We start from the raw sequence: 15,111 nt of genomic DNA, 5'->3' as shown, positions 1-15,111 counted from the left end.
CAAAACCCCCTTTATTTCGGATCTAATCTCATTTTGATGATTTGACTAATAATATGTGCCACCATCACAAGGAGTAGAAAGCTTATACAAATTCCAATAATCAGACCGCGTTCATCAGCTCCACCGCCTGGAGGGATGAAATTCGTATAGCCAATCGCAGAAAACATTCGATAAGCTGCTCCCTGGTAACCTAGTAAATATTCAACTACTAATAGGTTTGATAGAACAAAGACCATAATCGACTGCAAATGACTGGATACTGTTATGAAACACGACCTCATCATATGGTTGAGAAGTACTTTATTTTTGGTAAAGCCCTTGGCGAATGCTACTTGAATATACGGTTCACGGTCCTGAGTGAGTAGAGAAACAGATGTAATTCTCGCAACATACAGTGTTGGTGCAATTGATACGAGAATACTAGGAGCGATAAACTTCCACCAAGCCTCTGTACCCATAATGCTAAAGTCAGGAACATATAATAGGAAAAAATAACTTAAACAAATGATGATAAAAAAGTCAGGAACCCCTGAGAGGAACCAGGTGGCGCCGCTTCCCAAAAAGCTCTTTTTCGTATTTGTTAACCGATAATCAAGAATTCCTTTCAATACACCAAAAACAACACTGAGAAGATATCCAATTAGTATAACTTTCAGGCTTCTTGGAAAGAATTTCGCGATTTCATCTTCAGCAGAAAGGGAGGCGAATTTAGTACCACCCAAACTTTTATTCTCGTAAGCATCCAATAAAAATGTGCCTATACTCGTTGCATATTCTTTTAAATTGAAATGATAGGAATACACAACTTCCATTGCCTTACCCGAATAATCAATACTAGCTTCGCGAGGGAAAAGGACAAATAAAATTACACAAAAAAATACACATAAATAAATCGCAATAATTTTTCCGAACTCCTTCATAACCCCCACAAGAACACCTTCCTTTTCGAAAATAACTACTATTCTAAATATATTCTAAATTCCATTTCCTGTCACCACCCGATTTTCCCCGCATTAACGGGCAGCAAAACCCCATAGGTGGGGTTATAACTGCCCGTAAAAGCCCGAAATAAAGAACAAAGACTATTAACGCCACCTCCTGTGGCAACGTCTTTGAGGCCCACATCGTGTGGGCCTCAACTAACAATCATTGGGAGATGAAGTAAACCCCCATGATTGAAGTTTCACTTTATGTCGATTGGTTTGGTTCTATTGTTCTAATTCTGTTTCATAAAATGTAAGGAGAGAGTCACAGATAGTAGAGAATTGTCAATTCAATATTTCTTTAAGCCTACTAATATGATAATATAGTGAAAAAGAAATTATTTAAATTTTTAAAAAACAGAAAGGGGTTACATATGTGAAGAAGTTATCTGTTTTTTCAATTTTGCTTGTTTTTCTCTTCTTAGCTGCTTGTGGAACAAGTGATACGAGTGGAACTGGTGGAGAAAAAGAGGGAAAAGACACAGGCAAAAAAACACTTAAGGTCATGACAGATGCTGCTTATGCACCATTTGAATTCATGGAAGGTGACAAGATTGTTGGTTTTGAAATTGATGTGATTCATGCAGTGGCCAAGGAAGCAGGATACGAACTAGATATCAAGCATACTGGTTGGGATCCAATTTTTGTTGAATTAAATAAAGGTTCTTATGATATGGCGATTTCTTCAATTTCGATTACTGAAGATCGAGAAAAGGAATATTTATTCACAATTCCGTTCTTCTTATCAACTAACAAAATCATGATTCCTGAAGACAGTGATATTCAAACCGCTGATGATCTTAAAGGAAAAGTTGTAGCCGTGCAGGCTTCTACAACTGGACATTTTGCAGTTGAAAAGGTGCTAGGTGAAAAGCACCCTGATATTAAAGCTTTCGAAAATAACAACCTAGCGATTCTTGAGCTTGAAAGTGGTGGAGCAGATGCGGTTGTAGCTGATAATGGTGTTATTGAATACTATGCAGCACAAAATCCTGACAAAAGTTTAAAAATTGTTGGAGACAAAGATACATTTGATGCTGAATTCTATGGCATGATGTTCCCTAAAGGCAGTGATGACCTAAAAGCTGAATTTGACAAGGCAATCGAGGCCATAATCGAAAGTGGAGAATACACAAAGATTTACAAAGAATGGTTTGGAGCAGAACCTGATCTAGAAGCACTTAAGGCAGAACAGGAAGCTTCAAAATAAATAACAAAAGTTGCGTAACGACATCAGTGTTACGCAATTTTTGGCTTTAACAAATCGTACTGGGGGACACAGCATGGATTTTAAGTTTGATATAATCATAGATTATCTTCCCTATTTTGGGAAAGGAGCATTATTAACAATCGGCTTATCGATTGCTGGTATTTTGCTTGGGACAATCCTAGGTTTGTTTATCGGACTCGGAAAAATGATACGCAATAAATGGATAGCACTTCCTTTTGTGTTTTATGTTACCTTCTTCCGTGGAACGCCACTCCTCGTTCAAATCTTTTTAGTTCACTTCGGAGTAGTTCCATTATTTTTAGGTGGAACAAATGGGATTGTTGCAGGTGTTATTGCACTTACATTAAATGCATCCGCATACATAGCTGAAATTTTTAGAGCAGGAATTCAATCTCTTGACCGTGGACAAATGGAAGCGGCTCGCTCGTTGGGGATGACACATGTTCAGGCAATGAGATATGTCATCATCCCGCAAGCCTTTAAACGGATGATCCCTCCATTAGGAAACGAATTTGTAATTCTAATAAAAGATTCATCCCTTCTTTCGGTAGTGGCAACTCCGGAATTAATGCATTGGGGTCGAATGATGACAGGTCAATATGCACGCGTATGGGAACCCTATTTAACGGCAGCCTTCATTTATTTACTATTAACTCTTACATTGACACTCCTACTAAACCATCTCGAAAGGAGGCTGAAAACTGAATGATTAAAGTAGAAAATATTAAAAAATCATTTGGGAAAAATGAAGTGCTAAAAGGCATCTCAGTTAATATCAGGCCCCAGGAGGTAGTGGTGGTGATTGGCCCTTCGGGATCTGGTAAATCTACTTTTTTGCGTTGCATTAATTTATTGGAGCCGATTGATGAAGGGCATGTTTATATTGAAGATGTCGATATAACTGATAAAAAGACGAACATCAACCAAATTCGAACAGATGTTGGAATGGTATTCCAACAATTTAATCTGTTCCCTCACAAAACCGTGATGGAAAATATCACGCTTTCTCCAATGAAAGTGAAAAAGGTTTCAAGCGAAAATGCGTATAATAAGGGAATGGAGTTGTTAAAGAAGGTTGGTCTTGCAGAAAAAGCAGATGCCTACCCAGATTCATTGTCAGGTGGTCAAAAACAACGTGTTGCAATAGCACGAGCTCTCGCAATGGAGCCTAGAATTATGCTGTTTGATGAACCAACTTCTGCTCTTGACCCGGAAATGGTTGGAGAAGTTTTAGAGGTTATGAAGCAACTAGCAAGAGAAGGAATGACAATGGTGGTCGTGACACATGAAATGGGGTTTGCTCGTGAAGTTGGCGACCGTGTCCTATTTATGGATGATGGATATATTGTTGAGGAAAATACTCCGAAAGAATTATTTGAAAACCCTCAACATGAACGCACCAAAGCATTTTTAAGTAAAGTGCTGTAAAAGAGTTAAGCTGCCACGTATTGATAGGGAGGCTAAAAAATGGATATGATTGAAAAAGCTATAATTGTAGCGAGTAAGGCACATGACGGCCAATATCGAAAATTAACCAATATTCCATATATCACCCATCCACTTGGTGTCGGCCTTATGTTAATAAAGATAAATGTACGCGCGGAACTTGTGGCTGCTGGAATTTTACACGATACGGTGGAAGATACAGATATAACTTTAGAGGATATAAAAGCTGACTTCGGTGATGAGATAGCAGAGCTCGTAGACGGTTGTTCAGAGCCAAATAAATCCCTACCATGGGAAGAGAGAAAAGAACATACCGTTTCATTTCTAAGGACAGCATCAGAGGATATTCGAACAGTCGTATGTGCGGATAAACTACATAATATTAGGTCGATTATTCGGGATTATGAGGTTCAGGGTGAGCAAGTATGGCATCGATTTAGCAGAGGCAAGGTAAAACAAGAATGGTATTACCGAAGCGTGGCTGATAGCCTAGGTCAGGCTTCAACTGTTCCATTATTAGAGGAACTTAAAAAGGAAATAAATCGTTTGTTTGGGTAAGATGAAATGTCTCAAAGGTAGCCTTTGAGGCATTTTTTTTTGGAGAATGAAACGAAGTGAATATCCAGTATTTTTCAAGTGCGTTCATTATCCCTTAGCTATTGCCCCTTATTTTTTATAATTAGTTTCCGTACGAGAATGCTAGAAACCATTCGTGCTGTTGAAGAATACAGCTGGAGTCGCGGTGAAATCGGGGGCCTTGATTGGGGATTTGATAGGCTATTGGTGCAACACCCACAATGCCTATATCGTTATCAATACCCGCAATTATACCTGCGCAATGGGTTCCATGCCCATTACGATCTTGGAAATCACTCGCATCTTCTGATGTAAAAATTCTTACTCATTTTGATATTTTCTTGTAAATCAGGATGATTGCGGTCTACACCTGTATGAAGTATAGCTACTTTTATTCCCTCTCCCTTTGTTAATGCCCAAATGGTAGGAGCCTGAACCATACTCACTCCCCAATCAATGACTTGATTTGGCAATTGAGATTGGATATCTAACACGTCGGATTGTATTTTAAATTGCATATGGCTACCCCCTCTAAATTCTATTCGTTAGAAAAGTAACCATTCTAGAAGAAAATGCAAAGAATGAATCTATATTAAATACGCACAAAAAAGACCAAGGCCATTAGCACCTTGGTCTTACCGTTTTATTGGTCGATTTTTTCAATTAGGACACCTGGGATGGATATATTTCCACCCATTGTAGATTCATAGGTGATTAATCCTGTAGATGAACCGTAAATCGTAATCACATCATCTTCTAAAATTCTGGAACTGACAACAGAAGAATCATATTCACCAAACAAAATCGTATCGTAATTATCATTCACCGCTAAACGAATTTGGGTGACTCCATCCCCTTCCATTACTTGAACCACTTTGCCTTTAAACTTTACTTTTTCAAACATATAATCATCTGGTGTTCTTGCTAGTTGGTCATAGGTAATACCAGTTTCATATCCTTTTTTCGCTTTTGCTTCCGCTTTTGCTTTTTCTTCCGCTTCGGCTTTTGCTTTTGCTGCTTCCTCAGCTTCTTTTTTTGCTTTTTCTTCAGCTACACGCTTTTCTTCAGCCGCTTTCGCTTCTGCTTCTTTCGCTTTGCGTTCTTCCTCTTGTAATTTAAAGAATGGTTCTGCTTCCTTCACTTTTGCTTCAAGCTCGGCAATCTTAGTTTTTGATTCCGTGTTTTTCGCTGTAAGTTCTTCTACTTGCTTAACTAATTTATCACTCTTTTCTACAGCTGCGTCTACATCACTTTGAGATGGACCCCCTGCAGAACCAATAATAAGAGCAACAATCGCTACTAAAATATATTTCCAACGTTTTTTCGCAAACCCTACTACTTTTTTCATACCCTTTTCCCCTTTTTATAGTTTAATAGTCTTATTGTAACACGAAAAAAGAACTAGATAAAATTGCCTAGTTCTGAAAATTACATGACAGATTTGTATATTAATGACATAATCACGCTTTGCAAAGTAGACATTAGATTTTATGTTTCTTGCATTGGTCCACTAAATACGATTTCCAGTTTCGTTTTGGGATTTGACTTGGAAAATCAAGGATTTCACAACGTACCCCATTTACTGATAAATGACAATAGGAGACATCATAAAAAGGTAAGTAAGGGTCTGTTAATAGGCGTAATCATTCTAATACAATTTTGTCTTTTTCGTTAAGTCATAAAAGTTTATATACTCTAATTCATCAATATGGTAATTAGGTGGAACAGGGTTTGTTTCTTAAACACCATACTTCCGATAAACAGTTTCCGCATAACTCAAATAGTCTGAAGAATTTGTAAGTGTAACAATGAAATAGAGAATAACGCGATATAATGGAAATATACAACCCGAATTAAAGGGAGGGCGAGACAAATGAATATCATTGAAATTCAAAACTTAACAAAGATGTATGGGAAATCGCGTGGTATTGAAGATATCAGCTTCCATGTAGAGGAAGGGGAGATTTTCGGATTTATCGGACCAAATGGAGCAGGAAAATCTACAACAATCCGGACCATGCTATCACTTATTTACCCTACAAGTGGAAGTGCCAAAATTTTTGGGAAGGATTCCATCCAGTTCTCCTCCGACATAAAAAAAGAAATTGGGTATTTACCATCTGAAGTGTTTTACTATGACAATATGAAAGTAAAGGACTTACTCAATTATTCAGCTAGCTTTTATAAAAAGGATTGTACGAAACGTATGAAAGAATTGGCTGAGATCATGGAACTCGACCTTACTCGTAAAATTGATGACTTATCACTTGGAAACAAGAAGAAGGTAGGCATTGTGCAGGGACTGCTACATGAACCAAAACTTGTCATTCTTGACGAACCTACGAGTGGCCTGGATCCTCTGATGCAGCAACGCTTTTTTGAATTGTTGGAGGAAGAAAATAAAAAAGGTGTGACCATTCTTTTCTCATCTCATATTTTGAGTGAGGTTCAGCGTCTTTGTAACCGAGTTGCCATCATCAAGGAAGGCAAAATTGTAACGGTTGAAAAAATTAGCACATTAAAAGAAAACAATTTTAAGAGATTTTCAGTTGAAACTGCTCATCCGATTGATAATAATTACTTTTCAATTCCGGGTGTAAATCATTTGAGTAGCAAGGAAATTACTTTCTTGTTCAAGGGGAATATCAATACAGTTATGGAAAAAATCGCCGGTATTGAGATTACCAATTTATCTGTTACTGAGCCGGACCTTGAGGAGATTTTCATGCATTATTATGAGAAGGAGGCATAAACAAATATGAATGTCTTTTTTCATGAATTACGGGCCTATCGGAAAACCACTATCATTTGGACATTGTCGCTAGTTGGGGTAATGGCATTGTTCATGTCCATGTTTCCGACGATTGCGAAGGATATAGAGGAATATAAAAAAGTGTTGTCAGGATTTCCAGATGCAGTCAAACAAGCATTAGGACTACAAGTAGAAACCTTTGGTTCAGTACTCGGATTTTACTCCTATGTGTTTGTATATATCAGTCTTTGTGGAGCCATCCAGGCTATGAACTTTGGTACCGCGATTGTTTCAAAGGAGGTAAGGGAGAAGACTGCCGATTTTTTATTAACAAAACCAATTACAAGGAAAACGATTTTAACCTCGAAAATTTTAGCAGCATTCACATCAATTCTGTTTACAAGCATAGTGTATATCGCTACTTCCTGGCTAATGGTAGCAATTGTTGCGACCGATGAATTTAGTTCAAGAGCATTTTTGTTGATATCGATTTCCTTGTTTTTATTGCAGGTTATCTTTCTTGCAATTGGGATTCTATTTTCAGTCTGCCTTCCTAAAATAAAATCAGTCCTTTCTGTTTCCTTAGGAACAGTTTTTGGTTTTTTTATCATCGGAATGCTAAGTTCATCAAGTGGAGATGAGTATAAACGGTATTTGTCACCTTTCCAATATTTTGATTCCTACTATATGATTGAGCATACGAGCTATGAAGGATCGTTTTTAGCTGTGGGATTGGGGATTGTGTTACTTGCATTTATAGCAAGTTACGTCCGTTTTGTAAAAAAGGATATTCATTCGGTCTGAAGGAAGGAGGTTTTTACGATGAATGTATTTTTGCGTGAGATGAAGGCGTACCGAAAGTCACTTATCATTTGGAGTATTGGACTCGTCTTGTTACTTTTAATGGGAAAAACGGAATACTCGAGCCTATCTTCATCAGGTCAATCGTTAAATGAACTGATTGAATCAATGCCAAAAGCTCTACAAGCGCTTATGGGGACGGGGACACTGGATCTCTCGACGCCGATTGGGTATTTTTCAATTCTGTATTTATACTTACTTTTAATGGGAACGATTCATGCGGCAATGTTGGGAGCATCAATCATTGCAAAGGAAGAGCGGGACAAAACCTTTGAATTTCTATTTGTAAAACCCATTACAAGAACAAAGGTTATCACGATGAAATTGTTGGCAGCACTCACTAATCTTGTCGTTTTTAACGCTGTTACAACCATTGCTACAATCCTCGTTTTTGAAATGAATCGTGAAATTAAGGACCTTTTTATGTTAATGAGTGGGATGTTACTTTTACAACTTTTATTTTTAATGATTGGCTCTGCACTAGCTTCTGTTATCCGAGGTCCAAAAAGAGCTGCACCATTTGCAATGGGAATTTTACTTTTAACTTTTATTTTGTCTATCGTTATTGATTTAAGTGAGAAGCTTGAACCATTTACATACATCGTACCATTTAGGTATTTTACAGCGAAAAAAATACTGACAGGAGACGGGTTTGAAGCGGTGTATGTGATTCTTTCACTAAGTTTTATTGTAGCCCTCACAGTAACTACTTATGTTTTTTATAAAAAGAAGGATTTGAATGTGTAAAAGATTGAAGATTCGTACTTAAAGGTAGGAATCTTTTTTTTGAAAAAAACTTCCTACCCATAAAATGTACATTTAACAAGTACAAGGAAAGATTTTCTAGAAAAACGCTTTCGAAAACTGTTGACGAATTTTGACAAGAAGTGCTACTATTCAAATATAAACTTTAATTTGTTTACCCAACCAACAAATTAAAATTCAATTTGATATTTTAATAAATGGAAGGGGTCTTCTATATTTGAAAACGGTTGATTTTTTTATCCTGAATATACTGAATAAACACATATCAACACAGGGTTTCTAATAATTGCGCTTTCAAAAAAATATTGACGAACTAGTTTATAAAGTGTTATTATTCAATTTACAATTTAATTTGTTCAACCAACTAACAAAAAATATAGTTTACTATCCTAATTAATTTATGGGGGAAGACGAAATGAGCACAGCGAAGAAACTAGATTTTACAGAATCAAATGTAAGCGGAAACGAAGCGCGTCCTAATGTACGTCCTTTTGGTTTAAGGGATAAGCTTGGTTATTTATTTGGCGATTTTGGCAACGATTTCTTTTTTATACTTGTGGCTATATTCTTAATGGTATTCTATACCGATGTTTTTCACATTCATCCAGCAACAATTGGGGGATTATTTGCAGTCGCACGTCTTTGGGATGCTTTTGCTGACGTAGCGTGGGGGCGTTTCATCGATACAAGAAAGACAACCCCTCAAGGTAAGTTTAGACCGTGGATTTTAAGAATGTCATTCCCACTTGTTGTTGTAGGTGTGTTAATGTTCGTTAAGATTCCAGGCATGTCTGATGGATTTTACCTTGCTTGGGCATTTGTAACATATATTGTATGGGGAACTTTATACAGTACAGTTAATATTCCATATGGATCAATGGCTTCTGTAATAACAGATGATCCAGTTGAACGTACGTCTCTTTCTGGTTGGAGAACTATGGGTGGACAAGCAGCTGGTCTTATTATCGGCGTCGGTGGTCCAATGTTCATATTTGTTGATAATAAAATTGATCCTAACCGCATGTTGATGGCTGCCATTATTTTTGGTGTTCTTGCGCTTGCTTCTTATATCGCATGTTATAAATTAACAACTGAGCGAGTTGTATCACCTGAGAGACCAAAGCAAAAAGGCTCTTCAAAAGCAACAATGAAAGGGCTTATAAAAAATAAACCGTTAATCTGGATCCTTATTGCATCTCTAACTTTCATGGTTTGTACGATGCTCATTCAGTCAGTTAACACGTTTTTATTCAAAGATTATTTTGGAAACGCTAAAGCATTAAGTTTAATAAACTTAGTTACTTCAGGTACTGTATTTGTTCTAATGCCATTCTTGAGTCCACTTGTTAAAAAGTTTGGTAAAAAAGAATTAGCGGCATTTGGAATGTTACTTGCTGGTGCAGTTTACTTGCTGTTATTCTTCTTAAAGGATATCAGTGCAATGCAATTTGTTGGTATTGTAACAATCGGTATGTTTGGTAATGCAATCTTTAATCTAGTAATCTGGGCATTCGTAACAGATGTAATTGATTACCATGAATTTGTTACAGGTCTACGTGAAGATGCAACAGTCTACTCTATCTATTCAATGGCCCGCAAAGTTGGCCAAGCAGTTGCTGGTGGTCTTGGTGGCGTCTTAATTGGAGTAGTTGGATATAATTCAACGTTGGAATTGCAATCACAAGAAACATTAAATGGTATTCATGCCTTAGGTACCTTATTACCAGCCGTAATCTTCTTGGTTATTTTCCTAATGATTGTTTTCTTCTATCCATTAAATAAAAATCGTACCCTTCAGCTAGCAGCTGATTTAGCTGAAAAAAGAAATGCTAAGAAAGAAATGTAAACGAATATTATAGATTCGTTAAAAGCCCCTTCAAAGTTGAAGGGGCTTTTGTTTGTTTATTCATTAATTTTCGTTATGCTTCCTGGTATTTTAAATTTAACATGGGGACATCTAGAAAATGCTTAATAGCAAAGGCGCAGGCACCCATTGTGACCGATTTTTTTCCGAAACTTGATATGGATAATTGACGATAGTGGCTAATAGAAGAGGTTAAATGTTCTTCTATCTTATTTATGGAGTCCGGATATAGTCGGAGAATTTCTCCATCAAGGACAATTGTATCGGGATTATACATATTGATCATATTATTTAAGCCAATAGAAAGGTAATAAATATAGTTATCGAGGCGCTCAAGTATTTCTTGATCTCCTTCATTAATTAGTTTTTCTAGATCACCATATGTAAAAGATGAAAGATTTCGTTCTTCCTTCATATTTTCTAAAAAAACAATTTCCGAAGCGTATTGTTCCCAGCAGCCTTTATTGCCACATGAACAAGGTCTTCCATGTGGAACGACAATCATATGGCCAATTTCACCCGCGAAACCATCATTCCCACGAAAAAATTCATTATCCATAATCATACCTAGTCCAATTCCTGAATAGATGGTTGCGCATAAAAGACTGTTTGTTTCGTGATGATGATAAGCTCTTTCTGCAAAAGCGGACATGTTCGCATTATTTTCAATGTGAATGTTGAGTTTACATGCTTTTTCAAGGTCTTCTTTCAATTGAACGGACCGCCATTGGAAACGAGGTACGAAATGAATTTTTTCATCTTTTCCAACAAGACCATGGATAGCAATCACTACTCCAATAATGCCGTATCGGTTGTCGTTGAATTCCTCATTAAATAAATTGATTTGCTCAATTAGGATTTGAAGAACATTTTCATAGTCTAGATTTTTGTATTCAATTATTTTTTCAGTGACAGGTTTTCCGAGCAAGTCTGCTATGGTAAAGGAAATCTGCCCGTAGTCCACATCTATACCAAGGGCATAGCCTGCCTCAGCGTTTAAGGAAAGCATAATCGGCTTTCGCCCAACACTATTGTGTTCAAGTTGGGCTTCGATGATTAAGTCTTCATCTACTAGATCAGCAACCTGTGCAGAGACTGTAGCCCTTGTAAGTGCCGTTGCTTTGGAAATGTCAGCCCTTGAAATCATGCCTTCTTCAATGATTTTCTCCAAAATAAGTGAGCGATTTATTTTTTTTATATATGCTGCATCTCCGGTTATCATATAAATCCCCCATTTGGTAGTAGATACAACTAAATCAACATGCAATAAAAAAAGATTACATCATTAAGTTACACAGCAATATGTAAATTTATTATGACTACGCTTTCAAAAAAATAAAATTTGCAGTTTGAGATAATTGTTTAGTTTTGATTTATTGACGAATAAAGATAAGGGTGGTACATTATAAATGGTTATAATTTGTTTAGTGAACGAATTAATTATACAACTTATTTTTAGGATTGAAAAGATTAGTTTTTTTATTGAAAAGATTAGTCTTTTTAGGTAGGGTTAACAATAGGGTTTTTATTTTAATAGTTTAGGAGAGTGGTTACATGAAAACAGCTTTAAATAGCAAAGAATTAGATACGTTAGCAATTAATACAATTCGAACTCTATCAATTGATAGTATAGAGAAGGCAAATTCTGGACATCCAGGCATGCCGATGGGTGCTGCTCCTATGGCTTACACTCTATGGGCAAAGGAAATGAATCATAATCCTGCAAATCCAAATTGGTTTAATCGCGACCGCTTTGTTTTATCAGCTGGACATGGTTCCATGCTTTTATATAGCTTATTGCATTTATTTGGTTACGATGTAACTTTGGAAGACTTAAAAGGTTTTCGTCAATGGGGAAGCAGAACTCCAGGACACCCTGAGTTTGGACATACTCCAGGTGTCGAAGCAACTACAGGCCCACTAGGTCAAGGTATTGCAATGGCTGTTGGTATGGCAATGGCTGAAAGACATCTTGCTGAAACTTACAATAAAGACAAATTCGATTTAGTAAACCACTTTACATATGCAATCTGTGGTGACGGTGACTTAATGGAAGGTGTTTCTGCAGAAGCAGCTTCACTAGCAGGTCACTTAAAATTAGGCCGTCTAGTTGTAATGTACGATTCAAACGACATTTCTTTAGATGGTGATTTAAACCTTTCTTTCTCTGAGAGTGTTGAAGATCGTTTTAAAGCATATGGCTGGCAAGTAATCCGTGTTGAAGATGGTAATGACACTGAAGAAATTCAAAAAGCATTACAAGAAGCAAAAGCGGACTTAAACCGCCCAACTTTAATCGAAGTCAAAACAACAATTGGTTTTGGTTCTCCAAATAAAGGTGGAAAATCTGCTTCACACGGTGCTCCACTTGGTAAAGATGAAGTGACTTTAACAAAACAAGCATACGGATGGACATATGAAGAGCCATTCTTCGTGCCAGAAGAAGTTAAAGAACACTACAGCCAATTTGTAGAAGCTGGCAAGCAAAAAGAAAGTGTATGGAATGAATTATTTGCAGAATATAAAAAAGAATACCCTGAATTAGCGAACCAATTTGAAATGGCGTTAAATGGTAAACTACCTGAAAACTGGGAAGCATCACTACCAACATTTGAAGAAGGAACATCATTTGCAACTCGTGATGCATCTGGTAAAGCTTTAAATGCCGCTGCTGGTGCAGTTCCACAATTAATCGGTGGTTCAGCTGACTTAGCAGGATCAAATAAAACGTTAATTACGTCTGAGAAAAACTATGCAATCGACAGCTTTGCTGCTCGTAACATCTGGTTTGGTGTTCGTGAATTTGCAATGGGTGCTGCTATCAACGGTATGGCACTTCATGGTGGGGTAAAAGTATTTGGAGCAACATTCTTCGTATTCTCTGATTACCTACGTCCAGCTATTCGTCTAGCTGCTCTAATGAAGCTACCTGTAACATACGTATTTACACATGATTCAATTGCTGTTGGTGAAGACGGCCCAACTCATGAGCCTGTTGAACAATTAGCAGCATTACGTGCTATGCCTGGTCTTTCTATTCTACGCCCAGCTGATGCAAAAGAAACTGCTGCAGCATGGCGCCTAGCAATTGATAGTACAGACACACCAACTGCGCTTGTATTAACTCGTCAAGGTCTACCTACTTTAGCGCTTGATCAAGAAGCAGTATATGAAGGTGTTAAAAAAGGTGCTTACGTTGTTTCTGAAGCAAAAGGAGAAGTTGCTGGTCTATTACTTGCAACTGGATCTGAAGTTGCATTAGCAATTGCTGCACAACAAGAGCTTGAAAAAGAAGGTATCTTCGTTTCTGTAGTAAGTATGCCAAGCTGGGATCGTTTCGAAAAGCAATCAGCTGAGTACAAAGAAAGTGTTCTTCCAAAAGCTGTAAAAGCTCGCCTTGGAATCGAAATGGCTTCTCCACTAGGATGGAAAGAATTCGTTGGTGACGAAGGTAAAGTTCTAGCTATTAATACATTTGGAGCATCTGCACCTGCAGATAAAGTTCTTGCTGAGTATGGCTTTACAGTAGAGAACGTTGTTAAGAACTTTAAAGAACTTATCTAATATAGTAGTTTTTACTAAATGCATTTGACCACCTATGCGAATAGGTGCGTCAAATGTGTTTTAAAATATTTTTGTGATATAATAAAGTAACTGGAGGGAAAAAGAAATGAAATTTTTTATTGATACAGCTAACTTAGATGATATTAAAAAAGCGTACAAAATGGGTGTACTTTCTGGAGTAACAACTAACCCATCACTAGTAGTAAAAGAAGGCGTAAAGTTTGAAGACCGTATTGCGGAAATCCTTCAAGCTGTACCTGAAGTAGAAAGCGTATCTGCTGAAGTATCTCCAAGCGCTGAAACAGCTGAACAAATGATTGCTGAAGCTGAAGAGCTTTTAAAAATCAATGGTGGCGACAAAAACATTACAATCAAAGTTCCTATGACAGTAGCTGGATTAGAAGCTACACGCTACCTATCTAAAAAAGGCGTAAAAACAAACGTTACTTTAATCTTCACAATGAACCAAGCGTTATTAGCAGCTCGTGCTGGTGCAACATATGTATCACCATTCTTAGGTCGTCTTGACGACATCTCTGAAGATGGTGTACAACTTGTAGCGAAAATCGCTGAGCTATTCCGTGTCCACAACTTAGATGCTCAAATCATCGCTGCATCTGTTAGACACCCTGACCACGTTACTCGCGTAGCATTGGCTGGTGCACATATCGCAACTATTCCTTACTCTGTAATTGAGCAACTTACTAAGCACCCTCTTACAGACCAAGGCTTAGAAAAATTCGCAGCTGACTGGGTAAAAGCAGTTAAATAATTGAGTTTATAATGATAGGAAACCCCGATTTGCATTAATGCAGATTGGGGTTTTTTTGGATTGAATTAAAATGATGGGGTTAAAGTAACGGAACTATAGTAGATAATAAGCTAAACATGACTTCGTGCTTTAGTGGTGAAATAGACTGTGGTTAAGAAGTGAGGAATTCCTCCTGAATCTTCTTTATGGAGTTGATGAAGAGGAAAAGAAGTGAAGCTCAAGTCCCGAATCCTCTTCATGGGTTGATGAAGAGGAAAAGGAGCGAGGCCGAAGCCCCGAATCCTCTTCATGGGGTTG

General features: G+C 37.3%; 15 protein-coding genes. 10 read left to right on the top strand and 5 right to left on the bottom strand.

The features are described from left to right. Positions 1-11: 11 nt before the first annotated feature. A complete protein-coding gene (locus BTHG_RS16800; RefSeq protein WP_042342190.1) occupies positions 12-920 on the bottom strand; it encodes an ABC transporter permease subunit in 909 nt (302 codons plus the stop codon). Positions 921-1,359: 439 nt separating this feature from the next. On the opposite strand from BTHG_RS16800, the gene BTHG_RS16790 reads away from it, so the two are divergent. The 4 genes from BTHG_RS16790 to BTHG_RS16775 all read left to right on the top strand — a co-directional run bounded on the left by BTHG_RS16790 (position 1,360) and on the right by BTHG_RS16775 (position 4,218). Further along, a complete protein-coding gene (locus BTHG_RS16790) occupies positions 1,360-2,193 on the top strand; it encodes a basic amino acid ABC transporter substrate-binding protein (protein WP_010677896.1) in 834 nt (277 codons plus the stop codon). Positions 2,194-2,266: 73 nt separating this feature from the next. Next, positions 2,267-2,923 carry an amino acid ABC transporter permease gene (locus tag BTHG_RS16785; RefSeq protein ID WP_010677895.1) on the top strand — a complete coding sequence of 219 codons (657 nt, stop codon included), beginning with the start codon at positions 2,267-2,269 and terminating at the stop codon, positions 2,921-2,923. Next, positions 2,920-3,642: an amino acid ABC transporter ATP-binding protein gene (locus BTHG_RS16780; protein ID WP_010677894.1), complete on the top strand. Its 723-nt coding sequence runs from the start codon at positions 2,920-2,922 to the stop codon at positions 3,640-3,642. The genes BTHG_RS16785 and BTHG_RS16780 overlap by 4 nt, the downstream gene beginning before the upstream one ends. 39 nt (positions 3,643-3,681) lie before the next feature. Then, the gene (locus BTHG_RS16775) at positions 3,682-4,218 is read left to right on the top strand and encodes an HD domain-containing protein (protein ID WP_010677893.1); all 537 of its coding nucleotides are present in this window, start codon (positions 3,682-3,684) and stop codon (positions 4,216-4,218) included. A 121-nt stretch (positions 4,219-4,339) separates the two neighbouring features. Here the strand turns inward: BTHG_RS16775 and BTHG_RS27705 are convergent, their stop codons facing one another. From BTHG_RS27705 to BTHG_RS16765, 3 genes are all read right to left on the bottom strand, one after another. Continuing rightward, entirely contained in the window at positions 4,340-4,555 is a 216-nt protein-coding gene (locus tag BTHG_RS27705) for a S8 family serine peptidase (protein ID WP_269719510.1), read from the bottom strand. Next, positions 4,530-4,754, bottom strand: coding sequence for a S8 family serine peptidase (locus tag BTHG_RS27700; protein ID WP_010677892.1), 225 nt, complete (start codon positions 4,752-4,754; stop codon positions 4,530-4,532). Before BTHG_RS27700 ends, BTHG_RS27705 begins: the two co-directional genes overlap by 26 nt. 125 nt (positions 4,755-4,879) lie before the next feature. Further along, a complete protein-coding gene (locus tag BTHG_RS16765) occupies positions 4,880-5,584 on the bottom strand; it encodes a coiled-coil domain-containing protein (RefSeq protein WP_010677891.1) in 705 nt (234 codons plus the stop codon). 525 nt (positions 5,585-6,109) lie between these two features. On the opposite strand from BTHG_RS16765, the gene BTHG_RS16760 reads away from it, so the two are divergent. The 4 genes from BTHG_RS16760 to BTHG_RS16745 all read left to right on the top strand — a co-directional run bounded on the left by BTHG_RS16760 (position 6,110) and on the right by BTHG_RS16745 (position 10,460). Next, positions 6,110-6,988, top strand: a complete 879-nt coding sequence (locus BTHG_RS16760; RefSeq protein WP_010677890.1) for an ABC transporter ATP-binding protein — start codon at positions 6,110-6,112, stop codon at positions 6,986-6,988. 6 nt (positions 6,989-6,994) lie between these two features. Then, positions 6,995-7,792: an ABC transporter permease subunit gene (locus tag BTHG_RS16755; protein WP_010677889.1), complete on the top strand. Its 798-nt coding sequence runs from the start codon at positions 6,995-6,997 to the stop codon at positions 7,790-7,792. An 18-nt stretch (positions 7,793-7,810) separates the two neighbouring features. Next, positions 7,811-8,596 (top strand): ABC transporter permease subunit, encoded by a 786-nt coding sequence (locus tag BTHG_RS16750; protein ID WP_010677888.1) that lies wholly within the window; start codon positions 7,811-7,813, stop codon positions 8,594-8,596. A 433-nt stretch (positions 8,597-9,029) separates the two neighbouring features. Then, positions 9,030-10,460: an MFS transporter gene (locus BTHG_RS16745; RefSeq protein ID WP_010677887.1), complete on the top strand. Its 1,431-nt coding sequence runs from the start codon at positions 9,030-9,032 to the stop codon at positions 10,458-10,460. Positions 10,461-10,533: 73 nt separating this feature from the next. Here BTHG_RS16745 and BTHG_RS16740 read toward each other — a convergent pair whose 3' ends face one another. Continuing rightward, entirely contained in the window at positions 10,534-11,700 is a 1,167-nt protein-coding gene (locus BTHG_RS16740; RefSeq protein WP_010677886.1) for an ROK family protein, read from the bottom strand. A 332-nt stretch (positions 11,701-12,032) separates the two neighbouring features. On the opposite strand from BTHG_RS16740, the gene tkt reads away from it, so the two are divergent. Further along, positions 12,033-14,042 carry a transketolase gene (gene tkt, locus BTHG_RS16735; protein ID WP_010677885.1) on the top strand — a complete coding sequence of 670 codons (2,010 nt, stop codon included), beginning with the start codon at positions 12,033-12,035 and terminating at the stop codon, positions 14,040-14,042. Positions 14,043-14,148: 106 nt separating this feature from the next. Next, entirely contained in the window at positions 14,149-14,814 is a 666-nt protein-coding gene (gene fsa, locus BTHG_RS16730) for a fructose-6-phosphate aldolase (protein ID WP_010677884.1), read from the top strand. Positions 14,815-15,111 lie beyond the last annotated feature (297 nt).

This window comes from Bacillus timonensis, assembly GCF_000285535.1.
Taxonomy (GTDB): Bacteria; Bacillota; Bacilli; order Bacillales; family Bacillaceae_L; genus Ferdinandcohnia; species Ferdinandcohnia timonensis.
The sequence above is the reverse complement of the archived record's forward strand: the minus strand, read 5'-3'. Positions and strand labels throughout refer to the sequence as shown.